Origin of the sequence: Rhodococcus aetherivorans (assembly GCF_011058165.1) — a bacterium.
Classification (GTDB): Bacteria; Actinomycetota; Actinomycetes; order Mycobacteriales; family Mycobacteriaceae; genus Rhodococcus; species Rhodococcus aetherivorans.
The window spans coordinates 1-25,894 of sequence record NZ_JAALEG010000089.1 but is presented as its reverse complement, the minus strand read 5'-3'; the positions used below and the strand labels follow the sequence as shown (position 1 = coordinate 25,894).

The 25,894-nt window shown below is 66.3% G+C and carries 20 protein-coding genes and 1 pseudogene; 13 read left to right on the top strand and 8 right to left on the bottom strand.

The features are described from left to right. Positions 1–153: 153 nt before the first annotated feature. From resB to G6039_RS25135, 3 genes are read right to left on the bottom strand one after another with little or no spacing between them, the layout of a single operon-like run. Positions 154–1,779 (bottom strand): cytochrome c biogenesis protein ResB, encoded by a 1,626-nt coding sequence (gene resB, locus G6039_RS25145; RefSeq protein WP_029540264.1) that lies wholly within the window; start codon positions 1,777–1,779, stop codon positions 154–156. Beyond that, a complete protein-coding gene (locus tag G6039_RS25140) occupies positions 1,776–2,594 on the bottom strand; it encodes a cytochrome c biogenesis CcdA family protein (RefSeq protein WP_010596783.1) in 819 nt (272 codons plus the stop codon). The genes resB and G6039_RS25140 overlap by 4 nt, the downstream gene beginning before the upstream one ends. Beyond that, positions 2,591–3,166 carry a TlpA disulfide reductase family protein gene (locus G6039_RS25135; protein WP_003939272.1) on the bottom strand — a complete coding sequence of 192 codons (576 nt, stop codon included), beginning with the start codon at positions 3,164–3,166 and terminating at the stop codon, positions 2,591–2,593. The genes G6039_RS25140 and G6039_RS25135 overlap by 4 nt, the downstream gene beginning before the upstream one ends. 1,267 nt (positions 3,167–4,433) lie before the next feature. Between G6039_RS25135 and G6039_RS25130 the strand changes: the two genes are divergently transcribed. The 11 genes from G6039_RS25130 (at position 4,434) to G6039_RS25080 (ending at position 18,959) form a co-directional block, all read left to right on the top strand. Beyond that, positions 4,434–5,165 (top strand): TnsA-like heteromeric transposase endonuclease subunit, encoded by a 732-nt coding sequence (locus tag G6039_RS25130; RefSeq protein WP_235194061.1) that lies wholly within the window; start codon positions 4,434–4,436, stop codon positions 5,163–5,165. Next, positions 5,165–7,273, top strand: a complete 2,109-nt coding sequence (locus G6039_RS25125; RefSeq protein ID WP_043799756.1) for a Mu transposase C-terminal domain-containing protein — start codon at positions 5,165–5,167, stop codon at positions 7,271–7,273. The genes G6039_RS25130 and G6039_RS25125 overlap by 1 nt, the downstream gene beginning before the upstream one ends. After that, positions 7,270–8,298, top strand: a complete 1,029-nt coding sequence (locus G6039_RS25120) for a TniB family NTP-binding protein (protein WP_010596658.1) — start codon at positions 7,270–7,272, stop codon at positions 8,296–8,298. The genes G6039_RS25125 and G6039_RS25120 overlap by 4 nt, the downstream gene beginning before the upstream one ends. Further along, a complete protein-coding gene (locus G6039_RS25115; protein ID WP_043799753.1) occupies positions 8,295–9,275 on the top strand; it encodes a TniQ family protein in 981 nt (326 codons plus the stop codon). The genes G6039_RS25120 and G6039_RS25115 overlap by 4 nt, the downstream gene beginning before the upstream one ends. A gap of 77 nt (positions 9,276–9,352) precedes the next feature. Beyond that, positions 9,353–10,240, top strand: a complete 888-nt coding sequence (locus G6039_RS25110; protein WP_164528137.1) for a TnsA-like heteromeric transposase endonuclease subunit — start codon at positions 9,353–9,355, stop codon at positions 10,238–10,240. Continuing rightward, a complete protein-coding gene (locus G6039_RS25105) occupies positions 10,230–12,317 on the top strand; it encodes a Mu transposase C-terminal domain-containing protein (RefSeq protein WP_043797835.1) in 2,088 nt (695 codons plus the stop codon). The genes G6039_RS25110 and G6039_RS25105 overlap by 11 nt, the downstream gene beginning before the upstream one ends. After that, positions 12,308–13,336, top strand: coding sequence for an ATP-binding protein (locus tag G6039_RS25100; protein WP_043797833.1), 1,029 nt, complete (start codon positions 12,308–12,310; stop codon positions 13,334–13,336). The genes G6039_RS25105 and G6039_RS25100 overlap by 10 nt, the downstream gene beginning before the upstream one ends. After that, positions 13,333–14,223 carry a TniQ family protein gene (locus G6039_RS25095; protein ID WP_043797831.1) on the top strand — a complete coding sequence of 297 codons (891 nt, stop codon included), beginning with the start codon at positions 13,333–13,335 and terminating at the stop codon, positions 14,221–14,223. Before G6039_RS25100 ends, G6039_RS25095 begins: the two co-directional genes overlap by 4 nt. A 150-nt stretch (positions 14,224–14,373) precedes the next feature. After that, a complete protein-coding gene (locus G6039_RS25090) occupies positions 14,374–15,540 on the top strand; it encodes a site-specific integrase (RefSeq protein WP_043797828.1) in 1,167 nt (388 codons plus the stop codon). A 5-nt stretch (positions 15,541–15,545) separates the two neighbouring features. Continuing rightward, positions 15,546–16,565 (top strand): hypothetical protein, encoded by a 1,020-nt coding sequence (locus G6039_RS25085; RefSeq protein ID WP_043797826.1) that lies wholly within the window; start codon positions 15,546–15,548, stop codon positions 16,563–16,565. Positions 16,566–16,946: 381 nt separating this feature from the next. Further along, positions 16,947–18,959, top strand: coding sequence for an AAA family ATPase (locus G6039_RS25080; RefSeq protein WP_043797824.1), 2,013 nt, complete (start codon positions 16,947–16,949; stop codon positions 18,957–18,959). Between the two features lie 180 nt (positions 18,960–19,139). On the opposite strand, the gene G6039_RS25075 is transcribed toward G6039_RS25080, so the two are convergent. Continuing rightward, positions 19,140–19,805 carry a zeta toxin family protein gene (locus tag G6039_RS25075; RefSeq protein WP_161780431.1) on the bottom strand — a complete coding sequence of 222 codons (666 nt, stop codon included), beginning with the start codon at positions 19,803–19,805 and terminating at the stop codon, positions 19,140–19,142. A gap of 336 nt (positions 19,806–20,141) precedes the next feature. Here G6039_RS25075 and G6039_RS25070 point away from each other — a divergent pair, with 336 nt between their 5' ends. Further along, positions 20,142–20,339, top strand: coding sequence for a hypothetical protein (locus tag G6039_RS25070; RefSeq protein ID WP_080688468.1), 198 nt, complete (start codon positions 20,142–20,144; stop codon positions 20,337–20,339). A 177-nt stretch (positions 20,340–20,516) separates the two neighbouring features. After that, positions 20,517–22,271, top strand: coding sequence for a hypothetical protein (locus tag G6039_RS25065; protein WP_152103874.1), 1,755 nt, complete (start codon positions 20,517–20,519; stop codon positions 22,269–22,271). 309 nt (positions 22,272–22,580) lie between these two features. Here the strand turns inward: G6039_RS25065 and G6039_RS25060 are convergent, their stop codons facing one another. The 4 genes and pseudogenes from G6039_RS25060 to G6039_RS25045 all read right to left on the bottom strand — a co-directional run bounded on the left by G6039_RS25060 (position 22,581) and on the right by G6039_RS25045 (position 25,538). Then, the gene (locus G6039_RS25060; protein ID WP_200868107.1) at positions 22,581–23,249 is read right to left on the bottom strand and encodes a hypothetical protein; all 669 of its coding nucleotides are present in this window, start codon (positions 23,247–23,249) and stop codon (positions 22,581–22,583) included. A gap of 149 nt (positions 23,250–23,398) precedes the next feature. Continuing rightward, complete coding sequence (locus G6039_RS25055) at positions 23,399–23,965, bottom strand: hypothetical protein (protein ID WP_051445998.1); 567 nt, start codon at positions 23,963–23,965, stop codon at positions 23,399–23,401. A 97-nt stretch (positions 23,966–24,062) separates the two neighbouring features. Then, entirely contained in the window at positions 24,063–24,395 is a 333-nt protein-coding gene (locus G6039_RS25050) for a helix-turn-helix domain-containing protein (RefSeq protein WP_043797818.1), read from the bottom strand. Then, positions 24,392–25,538: pseudogene (locus G6039_RS25045) on the bottom strand (tyrosine-type recombinase/integrase). The gene G6039_RS25050 and the pseudogene G6039_RS25045 overlap by 4 nt, the downstream one beginning before the upstream one ends. Between the last annotated feature and the right edge of the window lie 356 nt (positions 25,539–25,894).

Genomic DNA, 25,894 nt, shown 5'->3' with positions numbered 1-25,894 from the left:
GCTGCGATGGGGGCGAGGGCGGGGTCGGCACGGCGGGTGCGGACCGCGGCGAATTCGGCGACGAACAGCACCAGGGCCAACAGGTAGACGGCGAAGGCGGCCTCGAAGCTCAGGTCGGAGTAGCGAGCGAAGGTGTCGTCGATCGGCATGGCTCTAGCGGTCCTCTTTCGCAGCAGGCGATGCCCCGGGGTCCAGGCGTCGGCAGATGTCGGTGAACTCCGGCCCCCAGCCGGCGTGGTCGGTGCGGGCCAGACCGCCGAGTTCGACGGCGGTACCGCCCCCGGCAGGGCGCAGCCGCACCCAGATCCGGCGGCGTTTGATCACCAGTGAGGCCACCAACCCGCCCATCATGGTGATCGCGAACACCAGCACCCAGTTTTGGGCAGGGTCGTGGGAGACCTGCAGATAGGCGAATTCCTCGGCGCCGTCGAACCGGACGGTGGTGCCGTCGGCGAGGGTGGTGTGTTCTCCGGGTCGCAGGTTGACCCGGGCCTGTTTGACCAGTCGGCCTTGGTTGATCATCTCGGCATTGAGCGAAAAGATCGACTGGGGAATGCCGGTGTCGAGCCCGGTATCGCCTTTGTAGATGTCGACGGCCACCGCCGGATCGCGCAGGTCGGGGAACACCGAAGTGAGCAAGGTGCCGTTGAAGGCTGCCGTGGGAGCGAACAATCCTTCGATTGCGATCTGGTTGCGGCGACGCTCGTCCGGATCCGGATAGGTGCCGCCGGGCGGATCGAACCGCATGGCCCCGCTGCTGAGGAACGTGGTGGCATCCTCGGGGGCGAACTGCAGTGTCTCGGTGCGTTGTTGCCCGTCGGGGAAGGTCACGGTGAACCGGGGGGCGTAACCGTGACCGGTGAGATACACCCGTTCGTCGCCCAGACGCAGCGGCTCGTTGACCCGCACTTGGTACCGCTGCCAGCGGTCGGTGCCGATGTCCGTGCCGGTCTGGTAGGACAGCGTGGAGGTAAACATTTCGGCTTGCCCGTTGTCGAGGTAGTCGGCAGAAAAATCCTCGACCTTGAGGCAGAACGGCTCGAGTCCGGTGCCGTCGGTGGCGGCTCCGGCGCGGAACGAGTCGTACACCGCCGGGGAGGTGTTGCACAATCCCGGCCCGCCGTCGGCGATGACGATCACCGACCCCTCGTAGCCGAACAGCCGACCGGTGGCCACCGCCACCAGCAGCCCGACCAGTGAGAAGTGGAAGACCAGGTTGCCGGCTTCGCGCAGATACCCCTTTTCCGCGGACACCGCCTGTACCGGGCCGGGCTCGGTCCGGGTGGTCAGACGCCAGCCTCGCAGCAGGTCGAGGACTCGGTCGAGGGCCTGGTCGGTGGGCTCGGGAAGCAACCCCTGATGATGGTGCGGCAGGCGCGAGAGATTGCGCGGGACCGGCACCGGGGCGCTGCGCACAGCGCGCAGATGCTCACGCAGCCGGGGAATCAGACAGCCCACGAGCGAGACCATCAACAGCACATAGACGGCGGTGAACCAGAAGCTGGCGAACACGTCGAACAACTCGAGCCGATCGAAGATCGGGCCGAGAATCGGCCGGGCGGCGATGTACTCGTCGACCTTGCCGGCGTTGAGGCTGCGTTGCGGCAGCAGCGCCCCGGGGACCGCAGCCAGGGCGAGCAGGAACAGTAGCACCAGGGCGGTGCGCATCGAAGTGAGCTGACGCCACAGGTTGCGTGCAGTGGCGACAGCTCGGCGCAGCGGTGATGGTTCCGGCGGCGGTGATGGCTTCGAGGCCGGAGCGCGGTCGGTGACGGTCATATCGGCAGCACCGTCCCGGTGACGAACTCGTCGCGGATCCACGCGATGAAGACCTCCCAGACTCCGGTCACCAGCGCGGTTCCCACTGCCAGGAGCAGCACGCCGCCGACGATCTGGATGTGACGGGAGTGTCGGCGCAGCCACCCGACTCCGCGCAGGGCCGAGGTGGATCCGAAGGCCAGGGCCACGAACGGCAGGCCCAACCCGAGGCAATAGGCGACGATCAGCACCACCCCGCGGGCGGCGGTGGTGCCTTCGGTACCCGCGGCCACGGACAGCACCCCGGCCAGCGTCGGTCCCAGGCACGGGGTCCATCCCAGCGCGAACACCCCGCCCAACAGCGGGGCGCCGGCGAGGGAGGAGATGCGCCGGGGCGCGAAGCGGGTGTCCTTCTGCAAGACCGGGATCAGCCCGAGAAACGCCAGGGCCATGACGATGGTGACCACTCCGCCGAGGCGTTGGAGCAGCTCCTGATTGAGCCGCAACGCCCCGATCACCCCGAACACCGAGACCGTGGCCAGCACGAACACCACGGTGAATCCTGCGACGAACAATGCCGCGGCTCCGGTGACCCGCCACCGTCCTGGAGCGTGTACCCCGGCGGTGCGTACCTCGGCGGTGAGCGGTGGAGCGTCGGCACCGGAGACGCCGGCCAGATATGACAGGTAGCCCGGCACCAAGGGCACCACACACGGGGAGGCGAAGGAGATCAGTCCGGCCAGTAAACAGGCGCCCACCGCCAAGAGCAGCGGCCCGGTCGCGGCTGCCGTCTGGAAACTCGAGCCGACTCCTTGCGCGAGCACGGTCACCGTCACTGTTCGGCCGCCACTCGTTCGACGACCGGTTGCAAATCCTCGGTCAGCAGAGCCCGCAGAAACACCGCCGCGACGCGGTGCCGCCGGTCGAGGACGAGTGTGGACGGGATGACGCTGGTGGGAAAGGCGCCACCGAGGGCGGTCAGGGTGCGCATCGGGGGGTCGTAGATCGACGGGTAGGAGACATTGTTGTCGATGACGAAGTCTTGGGCCTTGTCGCGCTGGGGGTCGCGGACGTTGATGCCGAGAAACTGCACCCCCAGCGCCCGAGTGGCCTCGTAGGCGCGTTCGAGGTCGTCGGCCTCGCTGCGGCACGGGGCGCACCACTGACCCCACAGGTTGAGCACGACCACCTGTCCGGCGTAGTCGGCCAGGTCGACCGTGGCCCCGTCGGTCATCAGATCCGGGCCGGCCAGCGCCCCCAGTTGTCCGCGCTCGGCCGGCGGATCGTAGAAGATGTCGGTCTGGCCGCCGGGAGCGACGAAGTCGAAGGTGCCGCCCTGGGCGACGGCGTCGGTGCCGGTGCCGCAGGCGCCGACCCCCAGTACCGCCACAAGAGCCAGCACCAGCACCTGCCACGATCGTCGACGAGGCGCTCGCTGTACCGGCGGCCTCACCCGAACCCGGCCGCCGCGCAACGCATCGGCTGGCCGGTCCGCGGACGTGGCTGCGCACACGAGGCCGGCAGCCGACTCCGTGTGCTGCCCCGTTCTCACCGACGGTCCCGTCCGCCGGTCGATCCCGAGGGGGCACTGCGCTGTCGTGTCGGCGGCTCGAGGTGCGTCGTGATCACGGCGTCGTCTTCCTGTCACGGCCCACATCGCCCTGCACACGCAGGGTCGCGGAACGCAATCGACCCTGCGATCCGGGGACGTGTGGACCTTCGGTGTTGTCGTCCGGCCCAAATACTACTTCACATAGTATTTATGTCGAGCAATGGGTCGGCGGCACATCCATCACGGCGTACGTCCCGGGCCTCCAGCGTCGATGTCCGCGCAGCGGGCGAAGGGTGCTGGCTCCTGCCACCGATGGAAACCCCAGCTCACCGCACTGACATCCCGGCGGGACTCTCTCCGCGGCCACTGACATTCTCGTGACGAGAGCCCCTGACATGCACTGACGAATCCCCAGGTCGCAACCACTGAAATTCTCGTGCAGAGTCTCACTTGCCTCGGATGCTGGACAAAGCCTCAGGTCCGATGGCACAGGACAAGTGTCCTTTGCCATTCGATCCGAGGTACGAATGGGTCGCTGACCAGCGGTGCCTCAACAATGTGGCACAGCGGCGCCGCGGCGTTTCTGCCCACATTGTTGAGGCAAAGGGACGTCGAGCATGCGGGGTTGTCGACGAGAACGTGGCAGGTAGAGCGCCTCAACTTGGTGGCAGAAACCCTGCCTTTGCCTCAGGTGCGGTGGCACTGCCTCAGGTCTGATGGCACAGGACAGAGAACCAGAAGATCCGGATAAATACGGCAAAACGGTCACCTGGGGGTTTGTCACTCCCGGTTTGTGCGGTGTCGGCAACGTAAATTCCCATTTACGCAGCAATCTGCGCGAACCCCGTGGTGAGCGTGTTTTCGGGCGCCGGGACGGTTGTCCTTGTCCACGTTGTCGGTGCGATGTCCGAGATAGGTGTCGCATCCGGAAGGCGTCGTCCGAGATAGTTGTCGCACGCTGTGCGACATGTCGGTTCCCGATCGACGTGGCGGATTCCCAGGAGAAGTGGCGGATCGGTGGCGGGTTCCGACCTGAAGTGGCGAAGATGTTCCGGTGTTGACTGCTTCCGAGCTCCGAGACGATGCGAGTGCCCGGGGTGATTGCTGGGTCGAGGTGGAGTTCGTGACGGTCTCCGGTGACCGGCGGAGGCTGCCGTGGCAGTCGTTTCCACAGGTCGCTGCGCAGATCGGGGGTCCGGTGCGGTCGTTCTCGTCGTACCGGGGGCAGAAGAACTTCCCCGGGTGGTACTGGTCGGCGACGCTGGGCCGACGGGTCGGGTTCGAGTCGTGGGTGGAGCGGGATCATCTGGTGGCGTTGGATTTCGACCCGACCGTGTCGGATGTGGTGTCGCAGCCGTTCACACTGCTGTGGGATGCCGGCACGCGCCGGAGGCGGCGGCACACCCCGGACTTCCTGGTCCGGCTCGACCATGGGCGCACCCTGGTGCTGGATTCACGGCCGTCCGAGCGGATCAAGGACCGGGATCGGGAAGCGTTTGCGGCGACGGCACGGGCCTGCGGCGATGTCGGCTGGGAGTACGCGGTGTGGGACCGGCTGGACCCGGTGCTGGCGGCGAACCACCGTTGGTTGGGCGGCTACCGGCATCCCCGCTGTTTCGACGAGCCGACGGCACGGGACCTGCTGCGGGTGTTCGCATGCCCGCAGCCGCTGCTCGACGGCGCGGAGGCGGCCGGGGATCCGCTGGGCACCTTGCCGGTGCTCTATCACTTGATGTGGCGGCGTTGGCTGCTCGCGGATCTGTCGCTGGTGTTGTCACATCGGACGGTGGTGCGGGTGTCGCCGCACGTGGCGGATCTGGCGAGTGCCTGGTCGGTGTCCGAGCAGGGGTGGTGATGAGGTCGCCACGTCCAGTGGTGTCGGTCGGCGACCGGGTCGTGTTCGAGGGCACGGCGCACGCGGTCGTCGCGCTCTCGGGTACCAAGATCCGCTTGTTGTCCGAGGCGGGCGAATCGAGCGTGGTGGCGTTGTCGTTCCTGCTGGCAGCGGAGGACTTCGAACTGGTCGGTGCGGCTCCGGCACCGACGATCGAGCCGAGCAACTTGCTCGCATCGCTGCCGGAGAAGGTGCTGGAGGCGGCCAGGGACTGGGAACGTCACGTGATCGAGGTCGAGACGGGTCTGCTTCCGGACACTCCGGAGGATGCGCAGCCGCGGCCGGGGTACGACCCGACGGTGTTCTCGCTGAAGTCGAGGGAGACGCGAAAGGCCGCGGAGCTGACCGCGGCCGGCCGCCAGACCAGCGCCCGCACGGTGCAGCGGATGCGGCAGCGCTACCGCGAGCAGGGGTTGTGGGGGCTGGTCGACACCCGCTACACCAGGACGGCCGCGCCGACCGGGCAGGTCGACCCGCGGGTGATTGCCGCGGCGACGGCGGTGATCGACGCCCAGACCGGCACGTCGACGGGCACGAAATCGCGGGTCATCGCGAGGGTGAAGCAGATGCTCGACGACGAACACGGGCCCGGGGTGGTGCCGATGCCGTCGAAGACGACGTTCTACCGGCTGCTGGACGTGCTGGCCCAGGGCCGGCACACGTTCGGTTCGGCGCTCACCCGCCGGTCGGCGGCGCACAGGCCCGACAAGGTCTACACCCCGGCCACCGCCGCGCGGCCGGGGGAGCTGGTGCATCTGGACACCACCCCGATCGATGTGATGGCGGTGATGGACAACGGGGTGATCGGTCGCGCCGAGCTCGTGCTGGCCGTCGATATCGCCACCCGCACCATCGGCGCGGGAGTGCTCCGGCCGGTCGGCGCGAAAGCCGTCGACGCTGCGCTGATGCTGGCGCGGATGAGCGTTCCCGAGCCGATGCGGCCGGGCTGGGACCACGCGCTGGCGCTGGCGGCGTCGCGGATCCCGTATCGGCGGCTGGTGACACTGGACGCGCGGATGGCGATGGCGGCCGCCAAACCGGTGATCGTCCCGGACACCGTCGTGATCGACCACGGCAAGGTGTTCATGTCGGAGGTGTTCGCCCGCGCCGCGGACACCTTGGGCATCTCGGTGCAGCCCGCGCACGTGCTGACCCCGACCGACAAGGCCATCGTCGAACGCACCTTCTCCTCGATCAATACCCTGTTCTGCCAGCATGTTTCCGGCTACACCGGCCGCGACGTCACCCGCCGCGGCACCGACGTCGACGAGCGCGCCGTCTGGTCGCTGGCGGATCTGCAGGAGTTGTTCGACGAATGGGTGCTGGCCGGTTGGCAGACCCGCCCGCACGAGGGGCTGCGGCACCCCTTCAGCCCCACCGAGAACGCGTCACCGAACGATGTCTACGCGGCGCTGATCGCCGCGGCCGGGTATGTCCCGGTCACCTTGACCGGCGAGGACTATGTCGAGTTGTTGCCGGCGCAATGGCGCGCCATCGGCGATGCCGGTGTTCAGATCGACTACCGCACCTACAACAGCAGCGAGCTGCGCGGTTTCGCCGGGGAATCCTCGGGCATCGTCACCAAGGGCGGCCGCTGGGAGGTCCATTACGACCCCTACGACGTCTCGCGGGTCTGGGTCCGGAACCACCGCGGCCGCGGCTGGATCACCGTCCCGTGGACGCACCGGAACATCGTGCGGCAGCCGTTCGCCGATTTCACCTGGCGCGCAGCACGGAAACTGGCAGCGCAGCGCGGCGTCGACGACGCCAACGAGATGGCGGTCGCGGTGATCCTGGCCGCGCTGCTGCGCCGCGCCGAAGCCGGCCCCGACACCCGCCGTCCGCTGGCTCGCCACGCGTGCACCCGCGAGATGCCCAACCACCTGCCCGTGGAGGTCACCGAGGTCGGCCGATGGCCCACCGCCCTGCCCGAACCGGCCCGGCCCCCGGCCTTGCCGCCCGCACCGCCGGTCCAGGCGGAATCGGATCCGACGATCGAGGCCGACGCCGAGACCGTGGTGCCGTTCGGGCTGCTCGATGCCTTCGACGAGCAGGAAGGCCGCTGGTGAGCTCCATACATCTCGATGCCCGGCACCCGCTGGCCACCAAGGAGGGCTGGTCGTCGTTCGTCGGCACGGCCCATCCTCAACCACCGCAGATGCTCTCCGGCAGCGATCGTGAGCGGATGGACGAGCTCGAGCGGGAACTCTACGACGAGGCCCGGCAGGACTATCACTCGTCGTTGCTGCTGGTCGCCACTCCCGACATCCGCAAGGTTCTGCACACCGGGCAGAAACTGATCGTCAACAACCGCGGCAAGCAGCTCGGCCGGCGGGGCTTGCTGGTCTCCGGCGGCAGCGGCACCGGAAAATCGACGTCGATCACGCACTTGGGTCGCCGGTTCCAGCTCGACTTCGAACGCCGCAACCCCGGGATCCCCGACCGCATCCCGGTGGTCTACATCGTGATCCCACCCGACGCCGACCCGAAGGCCCTGGCCGGGGAGATGGCGGTGTTCCTGGGACTGCCCGTCGGCCGCCACGACTCCCCACAAGCCCTCGCGCACGCGGTCGCCGCGGTGATGCGCCGGGCCGGCACCCGGCTGGTCCTGGTCGACGAGATCCACCGGTTGGATCTGTCGACGAAGAAGGGAAAAGACGCATCCGACCAGCTGAAATACTTCTTCGACTCGATCTCCGCCACGTTCGTGTACTCCGGTCTGGACCTGGAAGAAACCAACCTGTTCTCCGGCGTCCGGGGCCGGCAGATCGCCGGCCGGTTCATCCCGGTCACCACCGGGCCGTTCTCCTACCACACCATCGCCGCCAAGAACGACTGGAAGAAGCTGGTCGCCACGATGGAGCAGTCACTGCGGCTGCACCGCCACACACCCGGAACCCTGATCGACTGGGCACCCTACCTGCACGCCCGCACCGGCGGCATGATCGGCAGCCTCGATCAGCTGATCTACGAGGCCGCCAACGACGCCATCAGCGACGGCACCGAGAAGATCACCAAAGCCCACCTCGAAGCGGTCATCCTCGACATCGCTGCGGGCAATCAATACGACCCGCGCCGCAAGCCGCTGTCATGACCGTTCTTCCGCTCTGGCACAAGCCCGCCGTCCCGCTGCCGTTCCGGGTTCGCCCGGTCCGCGGCGAGACGACCCTGTCCTTCGTGTTCCGGCTCGCTGCCGCGAACGAACTGGTCAGGCCGACAACACTGCTCCGGTCGATCGGGCACCCGGACAACACCAGCCCGGACCGATTCATGGTCCTCAAGAACTGGGACGTCCAGCTCAACCTCGCCGCCCGGCAGCGGCTCGCGATATTCGCGGGCATCCCGCTGAAGCAACTGGCACGCAGCCTGCCGATGCCCGGTCCGCGGCGCGATGCCATCGACCCCGCCACACCCAGCCTGCATTTCGCCGGCGTCAGCTCACATACGCGCACGCACTGCCCTCGCTGCATCGCACAGATTCCCGGCGCTCCCGTGATCAGGGTCTACTCGTCGGCGGCCGAGGGCTACTGCCGCCGGCATCAGCTCTGGCTCGGGGAGTGCGCCGCACAGCCGCCGGTGAACCTCAGCTCCGCACCCGAGATCGCGAAAGCGATCCATCGGCGCGACAAGCTGTTTCGCAGCGACGAGGACCCAGACTGGATTTCCAGCCATGTCAACACCGCCCAAGACATCATGATCGCCTGGCGGCGGAACCCCGATCCGCTCCTGCACCGGCGGCTCACCCGGCGATGGAACGCGCGTGAGGACGCGGTCAACGCCGTCAACCACGCCCCACAGCTGCTGCCGACCCGATTGCTCGTTCTGCCCGAGACGGTGATCCTCGCCGAAATCCTGATCGATCCGACCTGGCGTCGCCGGATCGGGCTCGCGGAGCTGGTCCACGAACAGCGACCGTTCTACCTGCACATCGCCCACCGTCTCGGATTCCTCGGCTGGACCGCAGGCCTGCACACCGACAACGACCCCCTACGCCGCTGGGTCGACCAACACCGAGCCCAGCACCGACACACCTACAGATTCACCTACCGACACCACACCCCGGCCCGATGACACACCCCGGACCGCCACGCGCACGAACCCACCACCCCGACCAGAAATCCGCCACTTCAGACGGGAAACAACGACACATGGCAGCACAGACCCCGCATGGCGAGCCGCAGTTCACCGAGAATCAGCCTCGCCACACCAGACGGGACCTGACACGACACGCGGTGTCGGTTGCACGGTTCGGGGGCGTCCTGTCGTTTAGTGTCGAATCCATGCAGGCGGCCGCGGCGGCTCCTGTGCGAGTCGTCGAACGCATCACGTACTTGCCGGCGGAGGGCGAGCCGGTGTCCGCTGGGCTCGGCTTCGACTGGGATGCGCAGCCGCTGGAAGTGGCGTCGCCGATCAGGCGGATCGCCTCGTACAAAGGGCAGAAGAACTACGCCGGGCTCTGGTGGTGTGCCACCACGAATCGTCACGTGGAGTACGAGTCGTGGGTGGAGCGGGATTTTGTGATCAGCGCCGATCACGATCGTGCGGTTGTCGGGATGGCAGCCCAGCCCTTTCGGCTGGATTTCGTCATCGACGGCGAAGCCTGCTCTCACGTCCCGGACTTCTTCCTCCGATATGACGATGGGCGTGGGGACGTGGTCGATGTGCGTCCGGATGCTCTGATCGGGCCCGGGGATCGGGTTGTGTTCGGCGAGACCGCTCGGGTGTGCGAACAGGTCGGCTGGAGCTATCGCCGCGTCGGTGAACTCCCACCGGTGCGGCTGTCGAACCTGCGTTGGCTCGCCGGATATCGCCATCGACGCGTTTTCGACGTGGACGTGGGCCGGGAACTGGTAACCCTGGTGCGCGGACAGGGTCAGGTCTCGATAGGGGAGGTGGCGAGTCGGGTCGGCCATCCTGTTGCGGTCCTGCCGAGCCTGTTTCACCTGCTGTGGACGCACGCGTTGCAGACGCAGTTGGACGAGCTGCTGCTGTCGACCGAATCGATGGTCACGGAGAACCTCTGTCATGGCCGTTAGACCGCCGGGTGCCCTCCAGCTGGGTGACCATGTGCGCTTCCGGGACGGTCTGTACGAGATCGCCGGACTCGACGGCGAGATCGTCTTTCTGACCGTGCGCGACGGAGCCGGCGCGATGCGGGTGGCGATCAAACTGACGGCTCTGCTGGCAGACCCGACCTTCGAGCCGGTCGCCACCACATTCGGGCGGCGTCGCATCCGACCGCACTACTTCGAGGCCCTGCCGGTGACGGTCCGCGAGCGGGCCTGTCGGCTCGAGCGACACGTTACCGAGGTTGTCGATGGAGTCCCGATCGACGCGGCGCCCGGAACGTCGCCGCGCCGGGGATACGACGTCACGAGCACCTCGCTGCGGGAACGGGAGATCACGAAGATCGCCGAACTCGCCGCGGACGGGGAGCACATGGTACTGAGGGTGTTTCAGCGATACCGGCAACGGTATGAGCGTGAGGGGATTGCGGGGCTCATCGACCGCCGGGCGATCCGCGAAGATCCTGTTACCGGCCGCACCGATCCCCGCTACCTGGCCGCGCTCGAGGAGGTCCTCGCCGAGAACGTCCATTCCTCGTCGGGCACCGCGGCTCGACTCCGGCGTGAAGTCGAGAAGAGGGTGGTGGCAGCGCATGGAGCGGGGGCCGTACCGCTGATTTCACATCAAACGTTCAACAGGCTGCTCAGGCGTCTGCGGGAAGGTCGCCACGCCACCGGGTCCGCTCGCACCCGGCGCACCCTCGACAGGCAACCGCAGGCGCCGTTCGGGACGGTCGTGGCTACCCGGCCAGGAGAGTGGATGCAGATCGACTCGACCCCCTTCGATGTCGCAGTGCGCCTCGACGAGGATCTGGCCGGGCGGGTCGAGCTGACCGCGTTGGTGGATGTCGCGACCCGCACGATCGCCGCTGCGGTCCTGCGTCCGACGACCAAGGCGGTGGACGCGTCCCTGCTGCTGGCGAAGGCGATGACCCCGGAGCCGATGCGTCCCGGCTGGCCGCAGGCGGTGTCGATGGCGTACTCGGCGCTGCCGTACCGGGTGATGCGCTCGATCGATGCCCGGCTCGAGAATGCCGCGGCCCGGCCGGTGATCATGCCCGAGACCATCGTCTACGACCACGGCAGCGTGTACCTGTCGTCGACCTTCCGCAGCGCCTGTCACGGATTCGGGATCAATGCGCAGCCCGCCCACCCGGACACTCCCACCGACAAGCCGATCATCGAACGCACCCTGGGATCGGTGAAAACGCTATTCGCCCAGTATGTTACGGGCTATCTGGGTGCGTCGATCGAACACCGCGGCACCGGCGCCGACGAGCGGGCTGTGTTCTCCCTGATCGAGCTACAGGATCTGCTCGACGAATGGATCCTCACCCACTGGCAGAACCGCCCACACGACGGACTGCGTGACCCGCTGAACCCGCAGCGGGTGCTGACCCCGAACGAGAAGTACGCGGCCCTGCTCACCGTCGCCGGCTACGTGCCCACCCCCTTGTCCGGGGACGACTACATCGCGCTGCTGCCGTCGACTCCTCGGGTGATCAACTCCTACGGCATCAAGATCAACCACCGGGTCTACGACAGCGACGAGCTCAACGGCTATCGCGGCCAACATTCGGGCCCGAAACCCTTGGGCAAGCGGTGGGAGGTGCACTACGACCCGTACGACGTGACCCGGGTCTGGGTGCGCAACCACCGCGACGGCGGGTTCATCGTTGCCTACTGGCGGCAACTGCACGCCATGCCGCAGCCGTTCGGTGACACCGCGTGGGAGCATGCCCGCAGGATCGTCGCCGAGCGAGGCGCGAGCACACCGTCGGAGGAGACGATCAAAGCCGCCGTCGACGACCTACTCGACCGGGCCGGACCGGCACCGCCGGCCCGGTCCGCCACGAGGAGCCGGGCCCCGACCGCGAGGGACAAGCGGGTGGCGGCTCGCACTCGAGCCACCACCGGCGAGATGCCACCGATACCCGGATCCCCGCCGCCGGCGGCGACGATGTTCGCACCCGAAGACGAGGACATCGCCGACATCGTCCCGCTGCCCGTCTTCGATGCCGACAGGCAGTCCCGCACATGGTGGTAGCAGCATCGGCCGACGAGGGGCAGCTCGATCCCCGTCAGCTCCCCTCGGTGACACTCGAAGGATGGCGAGAATTCGTCGACGCCGCACCCGCCACCTGCACCCTCCTCGCCGCCCACGTCCGGGACGCGCTCTCATCCGCGCAGCGGACGGCATACGACGACCGGCGCATCGCCTACCACTCGGAACTGGTGATCATCGAAACCTCCACCGTCCGTCACCTCACCCACCAGGGGCGGTTGCTGACGCTGCTCAACCAACGCGAATGCGGCGCCCGTCGCGCCCTGATCGTCTCCGGTCCGTGGGCCAGCGGCAAGACGACCGGCATCAAACTGCTCGGCAAGGTCCACGAGCAGAACGTCCGCCGCAAATACCCGGGCCAGGACCGCATCCCGGTCGTGTACATCACGACCCCACCGAAAGGGTCCCCACGCAAACTCGCCTCCGAGTTCGCGCACTTTCTCGGCATCCCCGACAAACCCCGCCACAACACCACCGACATCGCCGACGCGGTCTGCCGGGTACTCACCGAGGCCCGCACCGACCTGGTCATCGTCGACGAGATCCACAACCTGAACCTGGCCACCAGCGTCGGCGAGGACATGTCCGATCACCTGAAATACTTCACCGAGCACATGCCCGCGACCTTCATCTACGCCGGCATCAACGTCGAACGCTCCGGCCTGTTCACCGGGGTGCGGGGGCAACAGATCTCCGCCCGCTCGGTACTGGTACGCACCGGACCGTTTCCTTACGACCGCGAATGGAAATCGCTCGTCGCCTCCCTCGAATCCGCATTGCGACTCCACTCCCACCCACCCGGCACACTCACCCGCAACGCGAAATACCTGCACCAACGCACCGGTGGATCGATCAGCAGCCTCTCGCACCTGGTCCGCGTGGCAGCGATCGGCGCGATCCTCTCCGGGGACGAGGCCATCACCCGCGGCACACTCGACGAGACCATCATCGACCACGCCGCAGAGACCGCGACCTCCCACCGCACCGACATCCACCCATGATGTCCCCGGCGGCCCGCTACTGCTTCTTGCCCCGTCTGCCGCGCCGCGTCGCCCCGTTCCCCAGTGAGCATCTGTCGAGCTATCTGCACCGACTCGGCGAGGCAAACGGCCTGCCGGGTCACGAACTCGGCAACCACGTCACGAACACCGGCATCGCGGGCCGGCAGGCCGTCCACGACCTCACCGGCCTACCGGAGCGAACGCTGGTCTTCGCCCTCCCCGAACTTCGCACGGCCGACGACGTCACCACCTATCCGGCACTGCGAGGAAGCCCGGCGGCGGTCGGCGCGGCGAACTCCTGCCCGTGCTGTGCACGTCGGCACGGCCTCACCCGAGCGGTGCACGTGTGGGCCACTCACGAGCAGGTACTGTGCCAGCGACACCGGGTCTGGACCGGCGGGCCCGTACTGACCTGTACGGATCGATCGCCGCGGATCGACATCACCGCCCTTCCCGACATTCTCCGGGCGCACCGACACCACCACCGACTGATCGCACGCTTCGGCCGCGAGCCGGTTCGCCGCGCGTTCGAGGATGCATCCTCCATCGTCCACGAGTGGCACAACCTGCTGCCGTGGCCGTTTCGACCCGTCCACGCTCGGTTGGAAGTTCTCGAGCCCAACCCCAACCGGTGGTATCTGACCGCAGCGATCTGCCGGGCAGCCGAATACCCGATTGTCGTTGCGCTCACGACGTCTTTGGCTGACACCGCGTGGCGGAATCGGGTGCTCACGATGGAGTCACCCGGTCAACAGGATGCGATCGGGGGTCTCATCGAGTCCGTCACCGACGGCGCAGTCCCAGCCGGCGTGTTCGATTCGCTGCTCACGCGGTACATCAGGCATCGTCCCGGTGCCCGGACTCGACCCGCCGAAACGGTGGGCTGATTCGACGATGTGCGACAACTAACTTGGACGATTCGATCCTGCGGCCGTCCAACCAAGTTGTCGCATCGCAGCTCAGGTAACGCGTTCTGCGTCAGATAGATTGAGCGAGGACAGGGACGGTGTCGGGGGTCTCCGGTAGCGTCCCCGACCGTGAACGACGAGACGAAAGCACCGGGGGAGGGGCAGCTCGTGGTGCCCGGGACCCCGGCGGGGCCCGCGTCGCCGGATCTCGCGCCGGCCACCGCCGAGCGGATCGCGGCGTCGGTGGCCGGCTCCCGCGCCGCCGGCACCCGCCGCACCTACGCCTCGGCGTGGCGGGCCTTCACCACCTGGTGCACCAATGAGGGCCATGTCGCGGTGCCGGCGCATCCGGTGACCGTCGCCGCCTACCTGGTCGCGTGCGCCGACACCGTCACCGAGGCGGGACAGCGGGCCTACGCCCCGGCCACCCTCGCGCATCGCCTCGCCGCGATCGCCCACCACCACCGCACCGCCGGGCACCCCAGCCCCACCGGCGACGACCTGGTCAAAGCGACGATGTCCGGGATCCGCCGGGACTACGCCACCGCCGGGGACCGGCCCCGCAGCCCGCGGGCCCCGCTGCTCACCGCCGACATCCTCGCCATCGTCGACAAGACCCGCGCCGACTGCCAGAACTGGGCCGACGAAGTGGTCGAACGCCGCGACACCGCGATCCTGCTGCTCGGGTTCGCCGGGGCGTTTCGCCGCAGCGAACTCGTCGCCCTCACCTGCGGGGATGTGGCGCTGCACCGGCTCGACGGCCTGCACATCCGCCTACGCAAGTCCAAGACCGATCAGGAGGGCCGCGGCGCGGTCCGGGCCCTGCCGTTCACCGCGTCGCACACGAGCTGCCCGCCGTGCGCGTGGCTGCGGTGGGCCCAGGTGGTCGCCGCCCACGACGCCGGCGCCCGCCCCGCGGTGATCCGGCTGCTGCGCACCGCGGAGCCGTTCGCGGCGCACGTGTGCCGCGGCACCCGCCCCCGCACCGGGGGCGCAGCGCCGTTGCTGCGCGCGATCCGCCGCAACGGCAACCTCTCCACCACACCGTTGTCGGGGGCGGCGGTGCACCAGGCGATCCGCCGCCGCGCCGAACAGGCGGGCTACGACCCCGACCTCGTCGCCCAATTGGGTGGGCATTCGCTGCGGGCCGGGTTCGTCACCCAGGCCTTCCGCAACGGCGCGAGCGCGCACGCGATCATGCGCCAGACCGGGCACACCACCCCCGCCATGCTCGAGGTCTACGCCCGCGAACACGCCCCGCTGCTCGGCAACGCTGTCACCAACCTAGGTCTCTGAACGGCATGAGCAGCTCGACCGAACGCCTCGACGATTCTTCGGGAACAACAGCGGGCCTGCGGATCCCGGCACGGTATCGGCACGACTGGGCCTTGTTCGCCGACTGGTGCACCGCCACCGACCAGCACCCGCTGCCCGCCGCCCCCGAGGCACTTGCGCTGTTCCTGCGGGAGCATCCCGCCGCGCCCGCCACCCAGCGTCGGCGGGTGTCGGCGATCAACACCGCCCACACCGACCAGGGCCACCCGGCGCCGGGCCGCAGCGAAACCGTCCGCCGCCGCCTCGACGCCGCCCGCGCCGCCCGGCACGGCCGACTCGCCCAGCTCCTGCTGCACAAAGCTGCCGAGCTGCCAGTCATTGGCTGGCCGGGCGGACTGTTCGGCCGCCGCGACGGGTTGCTGTTGACCCTCACCGCGACGGGCATGTCGTTCGCCCAGCTGACCCGGCTGCGCCGCGGCGACCTCCACGTCGACGCCGGCACCCTCGTCGCCACCACGACCGACGGCGGGAAACGGTTCCGTCTGCCCCCGGAGTCCGCCGCCGGTGAGAGCGCGGCGGTGGGGGTGTACTACAGGTGGGCGGAGATCCTGGCGTTCCTCGATCAGTACCCGAACACCGACCTGCTCGCGCAGCACCTCACCGACCCGGTCGAGGTCGCTCAGGGCGTGCTCACCGACCGGCAGGCGCGCCAACCCCTGTTGTCCCCGATCGACCGCTGGGGGCACCTGCCGCTGATGCCGCAGTCGATGACCGCGCAGTCCGTCGCCTCGATCGTGCGAGACCATCTGTCCGGCCGGGTGCGTGCCCGCACCCCACTGCCGCTACGTAAGCAAGGGGTCAGCGAAGACGCGCACGTCCGGCTCGATACCGAGATCCATCTCGATCCGAACTACTACGAACGCGGAATCGCAGCCCGTCGCCACGCTCAGCACGACCTGAACGGTCTCGCTGACGTCTTCGACGAGATCGAAGCCCGCGCCGACCTCCTGCTCGGCGAGCTGAGGGGCGTCCTGGAAGGGTTGTGATCGTTGTTTTCCGCCGCACTTGCGTAGCGTCCGGTGCTGGGCAGCGCAATCACGGGTGCCCGAAATCGAAGTGGCGCTGCCAACGAGAGATCGAGCTGGCAGATTTGAGCGAGGTGCAATTTCTCCGAGCGAGGCACCGCTACGCTGGCGCTCACATTCAGCGATCGGTGGTGTCCGTTGACGCGAGTAGCTCACAAGGCGAGTAGCCCACAAGGACAGTAGCCGTGAACGCCCCAGTCGTCCCTGGGTAGCGCAGCCGGGCAGCCGAACGGCAACACCTTAAGATCGGGCGACGGAACCTCTACCGTCCCCACATCCATTGTCCCAGCTTGTCAGTCGCATCGCTTAACCTCGGGTTGATAGTCAATGGGGAGGAAACACATGTACCTGAGTCGGGCGCGCATCCGCAATTATCGGTCGGTCCACGATAGCGGCGAGATCGAGATGGAGCCGACGAAGACCGTGCTCGTCGGGGTCAACGAGGCGGGAAAGACAGCGCTGTTGAAGGCGCTCCAGCAGATCAACGCGCCGGAGGACACCGATAGGTTCACCGCCCTACGTGATTACCCCCGGTCGCGGTACACCGAGGTGCAGCGGGGGGACCGCGAGCTCGGCGACATCAAGGTGGCAGAGGCGACCTTCGTCCTGGAGGAGCCCGACAAGAATGCGCTTCTCAAGGTCGCCCCTGGATTGACCGAGATCGAGCAACTAACGGTATTTCGCTACCTCGACAACAGCCTGCGCTACAAGCTAGGCAGCGTCCGCTCGTACGCCACTTACGAGGAGGTCGAGGACGACCTCACCCGTCTCCGCGCTCACGTCGCGAAACAGGACGACAAGAGCGTCGTTGAGGCCCTTGCCGCGATCATCGCCGGCGTAACTGCGACAGAGCCGGTACGCGGGAACTTCGCCCAGCAGCTCACGGACTGGTTGAAGACCGCGCTGCCGCTGGTGGATGAGGACAAGCCGAGGGAAGTCGCGCGGTTCCAACGCCTTAGAGAGCAGGTTGGCCGTGCGGCCGTCATGACCGCAGCCGCCGAGGTCCTCCTCAAGCGCATCCCTCTATTTGTCTACTACTCGACGTACTTCACCGTGCGTCCCCGAATCAACCTCACTTCCCTCGCGCAACGTGAGGCGTCGGGTGACCTCGACGAAGAGTACGACTTCGGCAACTCGTGCCTGTTGAAACTGCTGGGGTTCACCGCTAAGGAGCTCTCTGATCTCGCAGGCGGCGAGCCCCAGCCATCCCAGCACGGCGGCACCGCCAGCGAGCAGTACCACACCGCTGTCCGTTCTTACCAGGAGAAGCTTGACGACCGGCAGTATCGCCTCAACGCCGCCAGCGTCGAGCTCACCACCGCGATTCGCGAGGTGTGGGGCGACGAGCGGGTCCAGCTGCGGCTAGTCGCTGATGGGCAGTACCTCAAAGTCGTCGTCGTCGATGACCTCGGTGTCGAAGTCGAGCTCGACCAGCGGAGCGAAGGTTTCCGTTGGCTCGTCTCGTTCTTCGTCGTGTTCAAAGCCCAGGCGCAGGGAGAGCTCAAAGACGCCATCCTGCTACTCGACGAGCCCGGACTGAGCCTCCACGCGCTGAAGCAGCAGGAATTCCGCAAGACCGTCAGCCGACTTGCGGAAGACAACCAAGTGGTCTACACCACGCACTCACCATTTATGGTGGGCACCGACGAGCTCGACCTTGTGCGGATCGTCGAAATGAAGGACCGGGACAGCGGCACCAAGGTACACACACGCCTTGTCGTGGACGACCCGAGGTCGGTGTACCCTCTGCAGGCAGCGCTGGGATACGAGCTCGCACAGAGCCTGTTCGGGCAGGCGCGCAACCTGGTGTGCGAGGGCATCACCGACATGATGTACGTCGAGGCACTGAACGCCGCACTGAGCAACAACGGCGCGGGGCTGAAAAGAACGGTCGCGCTCGTGCCTGCCGCTAGCGCAAGCAAGGTGGTCTATTACTCGACCCTGCTGGTCAGCCAAAACTTGAAAGTGGCGGCGCTTCTCGACTCCGACCAGGCCGGCGAACAGGCCGCAAAACAAGACGAGCTCGTCCGCCTGCTCAATAAGCGCCAGATCCTCCGCACGAAGGACTACGCAGCCGACACCGTCAGTGGGCCGGAGATCGAAGACATGCTGCGCGACACGCTCGTCACGGTCGCGAAAGACGAGCTCGGTTGGGACGTCACCGCCACCGCGAACGCTCAGTCCAGCCGGCGCATCGTCGATATATTCACCGCCGAGATCACCGGCTTCTCGAAGTACAAGCTGGTCCGCGCGTTCATCCGCTGGCTCGCGGCGCACGACATCACCGAGCTGAGCCAGGATGAACAGTCGGCGGTCACCCAGCTCTTCGCGGACATCAACCGGGCGTTGAACTGACCTCTACTCCTGAACAGGTGCTCAAAGCGATTCTTCGCATTTAGCAGGATGCTGATGCCTACTAGAGGCGACCCCTTCTCCGTAACTGGGGCTCTGCCCCATATGCGGACCGTGATCGATGAGTATCGACTTCTCAGAAGGAGCTGTCCAGGTGGGTCGAGTCGGCGGACCAGCTGACGGTCAGCTCACCGTCGGTTGTTCGTTCCCGCCGTTCGAAGTGGATGGCGGCACGGCCAGCTGCTGGGGTCCGATACAGGTCGAACACGGTGACCGCAGAGTGTTCTTTGCTGACTTCGAGCGCGTTGACCTCGGTGACAGACTTGCCGTGCAACGGCGCCTGGTCGAATGCACGGAACTCGGTGAAGAGTGGTCGACGGCAGTCTCGGGCACCCACCGGCCACCCAGGCAGGCGGTGGGATCGGCCGGTTGCTCCACCGCTCGGATCAGTCCGTCGCGCCAGCGGGCTGTGATTCGCTCGGCCGCAACCTGACGTGGTGCTTCGACATCGACGACGTGGATCGTGTAGTCGGCGCCCTGTAGATTAGTGAGTAACCGCTGTGCGTGGGGTTTCCACGCGAGCGTGCCGTCGATGAGGGGATTTTCGCCGTCGAGCACCGCCTCGCGTTCGGCCGCGGCGAACAAGAACTCGGTCGACTCGCGGTGCACCAGCGCGGACAACTCGAGGGGATACAGCGCAATGCCTTCTCCGGGCTGTGCGCGCCCCTGCGCAGGCAACAGGTCCTGCAACGTGCCGTCCTCAACAGCCGCTTCCAACAGGAAGCGCTTGAAGATATCAGCGTCGAGCTCGCGCCAGGCTCGGACGCGACCAGGGTCGATTCCAGGCATTTGCTCAAGCTCGACCTTGTGGGGGGCGAGCTCTAGCTCTCGAAAGAGACACCTCAAAAAACCTACATGTTGGGTAATCGGGCATGTCTCGGCACAAAATGTTGTGTCGAGACGGCGTGTCGTCACGTTTCTGTCGCCTGTTGCCTCTAAGCTCATGGGTGCAGAAATGCCTGAAACCTCAGGCGTTGGACGCTCCGAGGTTTCAGTGCCGGTAGATCTGTGGGGATCTCCGACATTAGGCCGAATTGCTTCCCCTCTTCAAATCGGCGCGCTGGTAATCCACACGGTCTGGGTCTGCACGTAAGACGTGGAAGCGCGAGAAATGGAGGAGCCACCATGGCTGCTTCGAAGCCCCTCAAGCCCGGTTCCAAGGCGCCCGCCTCCGGACAGGTTGAAATTGTCGGTCCCCGGGGTGGACGAACCGGACAGGAGCGCACGACAACCAAGGGCAACCCGCTGCCGCCGACGCCCAAGTCGGGCCAGGGCTACATCGTGGTAGACCGGACCAAGAACGGTGCCGGTCGCGGTAAGTAGTTCGACGAGCTTTTCCCATAACCTGGTGGCGCTGATTCAAATCAGTGCCACCAGGTTATGGGCGCTAGCGATCAGTTCGCGTACGACTCCACTCGCAAGGGATCTGGACCGTCCGACGGCTTCGAACGGTGAGGTATCTCCGGAGTGCTTGGTTTGGTCACGAGATAAGGGGTATTTGTGAGCGTCGATTGGGAAAAAATTGGCAGGGAACCGTTCGAGCGGATTGTCGATGCACTTCTCTCACGCAAATGGCGGGGAATTGGCAACGTCACGTGTCCTGACGGCCGAGGTGGCGACGGTGGTATCGACATCGAGGTTACTCAGGGGTCTCGGCGGCGGGTGTACCAATTGAAGTACTTCCCGGAAGGGTTCTCCGGAAGCCTGAGGGATACACGCCAGGGACAGATTCGGGAATCTTTCAAACGTGCGATGAAACTGGATCCGCCACCCTTCGAATGGACCCTAGTTGTGCCCGCCAAACTCACCCCGACGGAACGCGTTTACGTGCTGGAAAAGCTAATCAAGAACCTTGATAAGGACACGCCGGCCCCCGTAATCGCCATCCTTGACCGTGTTGACCTGGACCAACTCCTGATCGACTTTCCTGATGTGTACAACTTCCTCGGGCGCGATCAGATGCGGTCCGATGTTGAGCTGTACCGACTTGAGGAAGCAACACTTCTCGGGGATGGGAAGGCACGTACCCTTACCGAACGGGTACGCAATCTCGGCAAACTTGCAGATGCGACAGACCTATATTGGGGCTTCGACATCGCCCGCGACGGCGATGCGGTAACGATCAGTGCGCGGGCGAAGGATCCGCAAGCGCACATCAAGAGTCCGATCACGGTTGCATTCGATGGTGTATTCAGTTCGGAGCAGGTCGCGGTGCAGCAAGATTTCGAACGATCGATGAGGTTCGGCGCATCAGGGAAAGTGATTCTACCGCACGACGTTGTTCGGAATCTCCGTGTCGTCGGTCCGGAACTGATCGCCGGAGAACACCGCAATGTCGAGGTGCATCTGGAGCCGCTCAACGAGAACCCCCACCTGGGTGCCCCCGCTGAGTTGAAGTTCTTCGGTAGTGACGACACCGTGATCGCTTCACACGAAGGCAGAGTCGCGTATCTGAATCACGGGACTGTCGGCTTCACTCTCAAGATCGAATTCTATGAACACCTCACCATCGAGCTGCTCTTCCCGCTCGACAAATCAGTGCCAGGGGATGCCTGCATCTCATACAACTTCCGACGGATACGCCCCCTCGACGCGCTTGGAGTCGTCGAGATTCTCAGTGCAGTCCGCTACGGCGAGGGTCCGTGCAAGGTATTCATTGACGACAACTTTCTGATGTCGATGTCGTTCAATAAGGCGACGCAGAATGAAGTCGACGATGAGCTCGCCGTGATCTCTCGAATTGCATACGATCTCAAGGTCGTACAGGAGTTCTGTCACACCAGATTCGCCATTCCGGAGGAACTGACGGCTGAGGAACAAATTGATCTGCGGGTAGCGCGAATCCTGATTGAGGGGTACGTAGTCACCTCTCCGAAGGCTCGGGTCGGAACCATCAGGTTATCCGGACGCGACTCTCCAATCCTGCGCGAATTGCTGACCAGCGGTAGTCAGGTCTCCTTCACAGCCAAAGAGTTCAGGTTCATGGTTGGTAGGAAGGAACTGGTATTCGGCAACGTGCTGGTCTTCCATCCGCGAGCCACTGCTTTGAATGGGGAGGAGGCCATCGAGGCGCTGGAGGCGGGGCAAGGGCAAGGATTTCAGGTCCACCTTCGCCCGGGGGATGACCCGTACTTCTACCTGGCAATGCCGCGCCAGATGAATGATCCGACGGCGCCCATGACGGAATGGACACTCGCCGAGTGGAGTCTTCCAGGCATCACTCAGCCAGGTGCCGACGATAGCGGCGTCGCGTAGTGATCGGGTCCCATGACGATCAAACGAACCACTGCCAACCGGTGGGTGAGGAGGAAGTCGCGCAGCGTCTACTTGTGTGACCGCCGCCGCACTCGTACACGAAAGTCCAGGGATGCGCAGTCGACACTCTGCCTTGGCGTTCGCTGGCAGCAGCTCGCAATGTGGTGATACGCGCTGACCTGGCATAAGTCAGACTGGTAAGAGGGGACCGTGCCGGGTGTGTTCGCACCAGCTGCGAACATGCAGACTACTGGTGCCCTCCGGTTTTCTTGCGTCCGGTTTTCGCTTGCAGGCGGAACGGGGGAGGGGTTATTCGTTGATCAGCGTCGCGTATCTGGCGTAGTTGTCGCCTGCCTGAGCGGCGTGCCGTTCGGTCACTTGGTAGCTGTATCCGAGCATGGTGGCCACGACGGCTGGCGGGGTTCGGGTGACCAGGTGCCGCAGCGCGACGACGCGTGCCGCCTTCCGGTCTATCCCGAGGTCTCGGAGCTTGTGCAAGATCGTGTTCGCGCAGATGTGCTGACCGGCTCGGGTACTGGGGAACAGCCATGGACTGTCGGTGGTTCCGGTGTTGAGGTTGAGCCTGTTGTTGCGTTGCTGGTGGAGCACGCTCGCGAAGGGCTCGGGCACAGGTGTGGGCGGTTCGCCCAGCTTGATGAGAGTGCCCCCGGTTTCGGGGTCGACGACCACATCGTCGCACCGCAGGGCGGCGATGCGGACCAGGGGTTGCGCGTAGACGAGCAGGAGAATCGCCGCGACACGCGTGTTCAAGGTGACGTGGTCGTCGTCGAGGCAGCGGCGGATCAGCGCGAGGCGCTTCTCGTCGTCCATCGCCGGTTGTGTTCTGGCCCGGCGGTGCGGGAACTCGACAGTGCGGGGGAGATGCTTGTGCCGCACGGCCCACACGACGAAGGTCCGGGCGTGGTATCGGGTGGTCGGACCGGGGGCGAACCATCCGTCGATGTGTCGTTGGCTCACGCTCTCGAGGTCGACACCCTGATCGCTGAGGTGGTCGAGAAACGCTGCTGCGACGGTGATTTCCTGTTTCGCTGAGCGAACAGCGGCGGCTGTGTTGTGGCTCGGAAGCCGGCGGATCCGGCGCAGATGATGCCAGTGGGCGAAGTGGGTCAGGGGTGTGTGGCCGAGTTGCCCGTCGCGGCGGCCGAGGGCGGTGCCGAGCCACCGCTCGAATCGGGCAAGGTGCGGATCTCGTTCGGCCAGGAGTCCGTGGTGCACCGCCAGCGCCGGAGGTGTTCGACGGGCCGTCCGGGTGGCAGCAGGTCGAGACCGTCGTGGCTCAGCTCCACCTCACCGGTCCCGAGCGCCTGAAGAAGCGCCGCTGCCTGCCGACCCCGCATCCAGGTGAGCACGCTCTGCGGGCGGGCTGCGGAGCTCAGGGCCTCGACGAGCCCGTGGCGGGGGTCCTGGGCGTCGGTGGGACGCAGCATCGCCAGGAGGTCCTCGCGCAGAGCGCAGCGGGCGCAGAGCATGGCGCGGTAGCGCTCTTCCTCGTGCCCGCAGCGGTGGCAGTGCAGGTCGAGGGCGATGCCCGCGCAGTCCACGCAGACGGCGGCGCCGGCTGCGTCACGTCCGGGCAGCATCCGGTGGGCCGAACATCCGGGACAGGTGCCGTGGGTGCGGGTGGCCGCCGAGTAGCAGGGATAGCAGATCGCTCCGTCGGGCCAGCGGGCCACGATCTTCTTGGTGGACTGCCGGCATCGGTCGCAGCGGTGTGTGCCGGGGCTGCGCGGCCGACCCCGTCGTCCGCCGGCGGGTGTGCCGCTCCCGGCGTCAGTCCGTGTCATCTCGGATGATCCGGGCCCGCCGCGGACGCCCCACGGTGTTCAGATCGATCACCGACGTCCCGGTCGCGGCGCGACGGGGCGTCCGCTCCGCGTAGGTGAAGGTGAGCAGGTCTTCGAGTTCGCACGCGAAGATGGCACACAACGCCCCCAGCACCCGGGGGGAGACCCGGTCCGGTGTCTGGGTCACCAGGCGATACACCTGCGACGGTGACAGCTCGATGCCGTATTCGCGCAGCCGCGGGGCCAGATCGGTGGTGTTGTGCATGCCGCGGCGCGCCATGAGCTCGGCGACGTGCCACCGGTAGTCCACCTGCTTCATCGTCTTCTCCTTCCCTGCGGCCCGGAGGCCACCGGCCGCCGGAGCCGACGGTCCGGTTCGACGGCATTGTCGAAGATCGAGGCCAGGGCGTCGGCGAGCACCGTCGTTCGGTAGTCGCTCGATACGCACGTGTACAGAGCGGTCGTCGACGCGTACTCGTGGCGCACCTGCTGCTGGACGAACAGGGGGTCGACCCCGTCCTCGATCAGGTGTGTCACGTAGGACCTGCGCAGGGAGTGGAAGTCCAGGCCCGACCCGAAACCGAGGTCATCACAGTAGCGCCGGAATCGTTCTTGGATGGTGGTGTGGGACAACGCGGTGCGCCGAGGTGAGGGGAACAGCACGAGGCCGTCGTAGTCGAAGGCCGGCCGAATCTCCTCGACCCACTCCTCGAGCACGTCCACGGCCCAGTCGAACACCGTCAGCACACTGCCGGGTTTCGGGGGGGGAGCCCCGCATCGCCTTGCCGTGCCGGACCCGGAGCACTCCGTAGCCGCCGAACTGTCGTGCCTTCGGATTCCTCCCGAAATCGATCGTCTCCAACCGGCGCACTTCGTTGATCCGCAACCCGTAGGCGTAGGCCGTCTTGAACAGGACCGCGTCCCGGTAGGCCGCCCACCACCCCTTCCGGCGCAGGGCACGGATGCGGCCGACCTCGTCGTCGGCGCGATCGAAGAGCTGCTGCAACTCCCGCTTCGAAAAGGCGCGCTTACCGGGACTCCTCTCGGCTTCCTGCACATGGACGGCACTGTTCCAGTCGTGCACCACCTGCACCGGGTGCGTACCGAACAGCTCCTCGCACACCCGCTCCCACCCGTAGGCGGGATCGGTGAGATAGACCAGGAAGCCGCGCAGCGCTCCCTGGTACCGGCGCAGCGAACTCTGCTTCAGCCCGGCGACCGCTCGCAGGTCACCGAAGAACTCGTCGACATGCTGCGGCCGCCAGTTCCACGGGTACTCGTTGATCGACACCACGAACCGGCGCACCAACTTCTCCCGGGCGTCGATGGTGGAGAACGCCAGGTTCCGGGCCAACTGCTGATTGCGCCATCCCGTCAGCATCTCCTCGAGTACGGCCTCGTCCGGGCGAAGATGCCGGACCAGACCCAACCCCAGCGCCCGACCGCTGCTATCGACCGCCACGCACCCTCCCGGATCATGCATCAGATGACCGAATCAGTCGGAATATGACACCACACCCGGAGCGGCCGAGCAACGAAAATCTGCCACAAACCCGGAACTGCAGCTCACCACGGACGCGGCACTGCACCGACTGCCGCCGCGTACCCACCACACCGCGACCCACGTCCGCGGTAATCAGCCCTCGGGTCGGCGTTCAGACCACAATTCGTCGATCTTCGAACAGTCAATCGGATAGTGCCCCGTGGAGTGGTGGACTTCGGATCGGCTCGCGGTATGCGCGGTGATCAACGAGTCGCGGTGAATACTATGCTGTTTCGCTCGGGCCGGTCAACGACAACGCTGGTTCGGTAGCGTGC

Bases quoted from the DNA above. Each gene is read 5' to 3' on its own strand.
- G6039_RS25105 (WP_043797835.1), top strand. From the start codon at position 10,230: ATGGCCGTTAGACCGCCGGGTGCCCTCCAGCTGGGTGACCATGTGCGC.
- G6039_RS25110 (WP_164528137.1), top strand. From the start codon at position 9,353: ATGGCAGCACAGACCCCGCATGGCGAGCCGCAGTTCACCGAGAATCAG.
- G6039_RS25125 (WP_043799756.1), top strand. From the start codon at position 5,165: ATGAGGTCGCCACGTCCAGTGGTGTCGGTCGGCGACCGGGTCGTGTTC.
- G6039_RS25080 (WP_043797824.1), top strand. From the start codon at position 16,947: ATGTACCTGAGTCGGGCGCGCATCCGCAATTATCGGTCGGTCCACGAT.
- G6039_RS25100 (WP_043797833.1), top strand. From the start codon at position 12,308: ATGGTGGTAGCAGCATCGGCCGACGAGGGGCAGCTCGATCCCCGTCAG.
- G6039_RS25115 (WP_043799753.1), top strand. From the start codon at position 8,295: ATGACCGTTCTTCCGCTCTGGCACAAGCCCGCCGTCCCGCTGCCGTTC.
- G6039_RS25075 (WP_161780431.1), bottom strand. From the start codon at position 19,805: ATGCCTGGAATCGACCCTGGTCGCGTCCGAGCCTGGCGCGAGCTCGAC.
- G6039_RS25050 (WP_043797818.1), bottom strand. From the start codon at position 24,395: ATGAAGCAGGTGGACTACCGGTGGCACGTCGCCGAGCTCATGGCGCGC.
- resB (WP_029540264.1), bottom strand. From the start codon at position 1,779: ATGACCGTCACCGACCGCGCTCCGGCCTCGAAGCCATCACCGCCGCCG.
- G6039_RS25070 (WP_080688468.1), top strand. From the start codon at position 20,142: ATGGCTGCTTCGAAGCCCCTCAAGCCCGGTTCCAAGGCGCCCGCCTCC.
- G6039_RS25085 (WP_043797826.1), top strand. From the start codon at position 15,546: ATGAGCAGCTCGACCGAACGCCTCGACGATTCTTCGGGAACAACAGCG.
- G6039_RS25095 (WP_043797831.1), top strand. From the start codon at position 13,333: ATGATGTCCCCGGCGGCCCGCTACTGCTTCTTGCCCCGTCTGCCGCGC.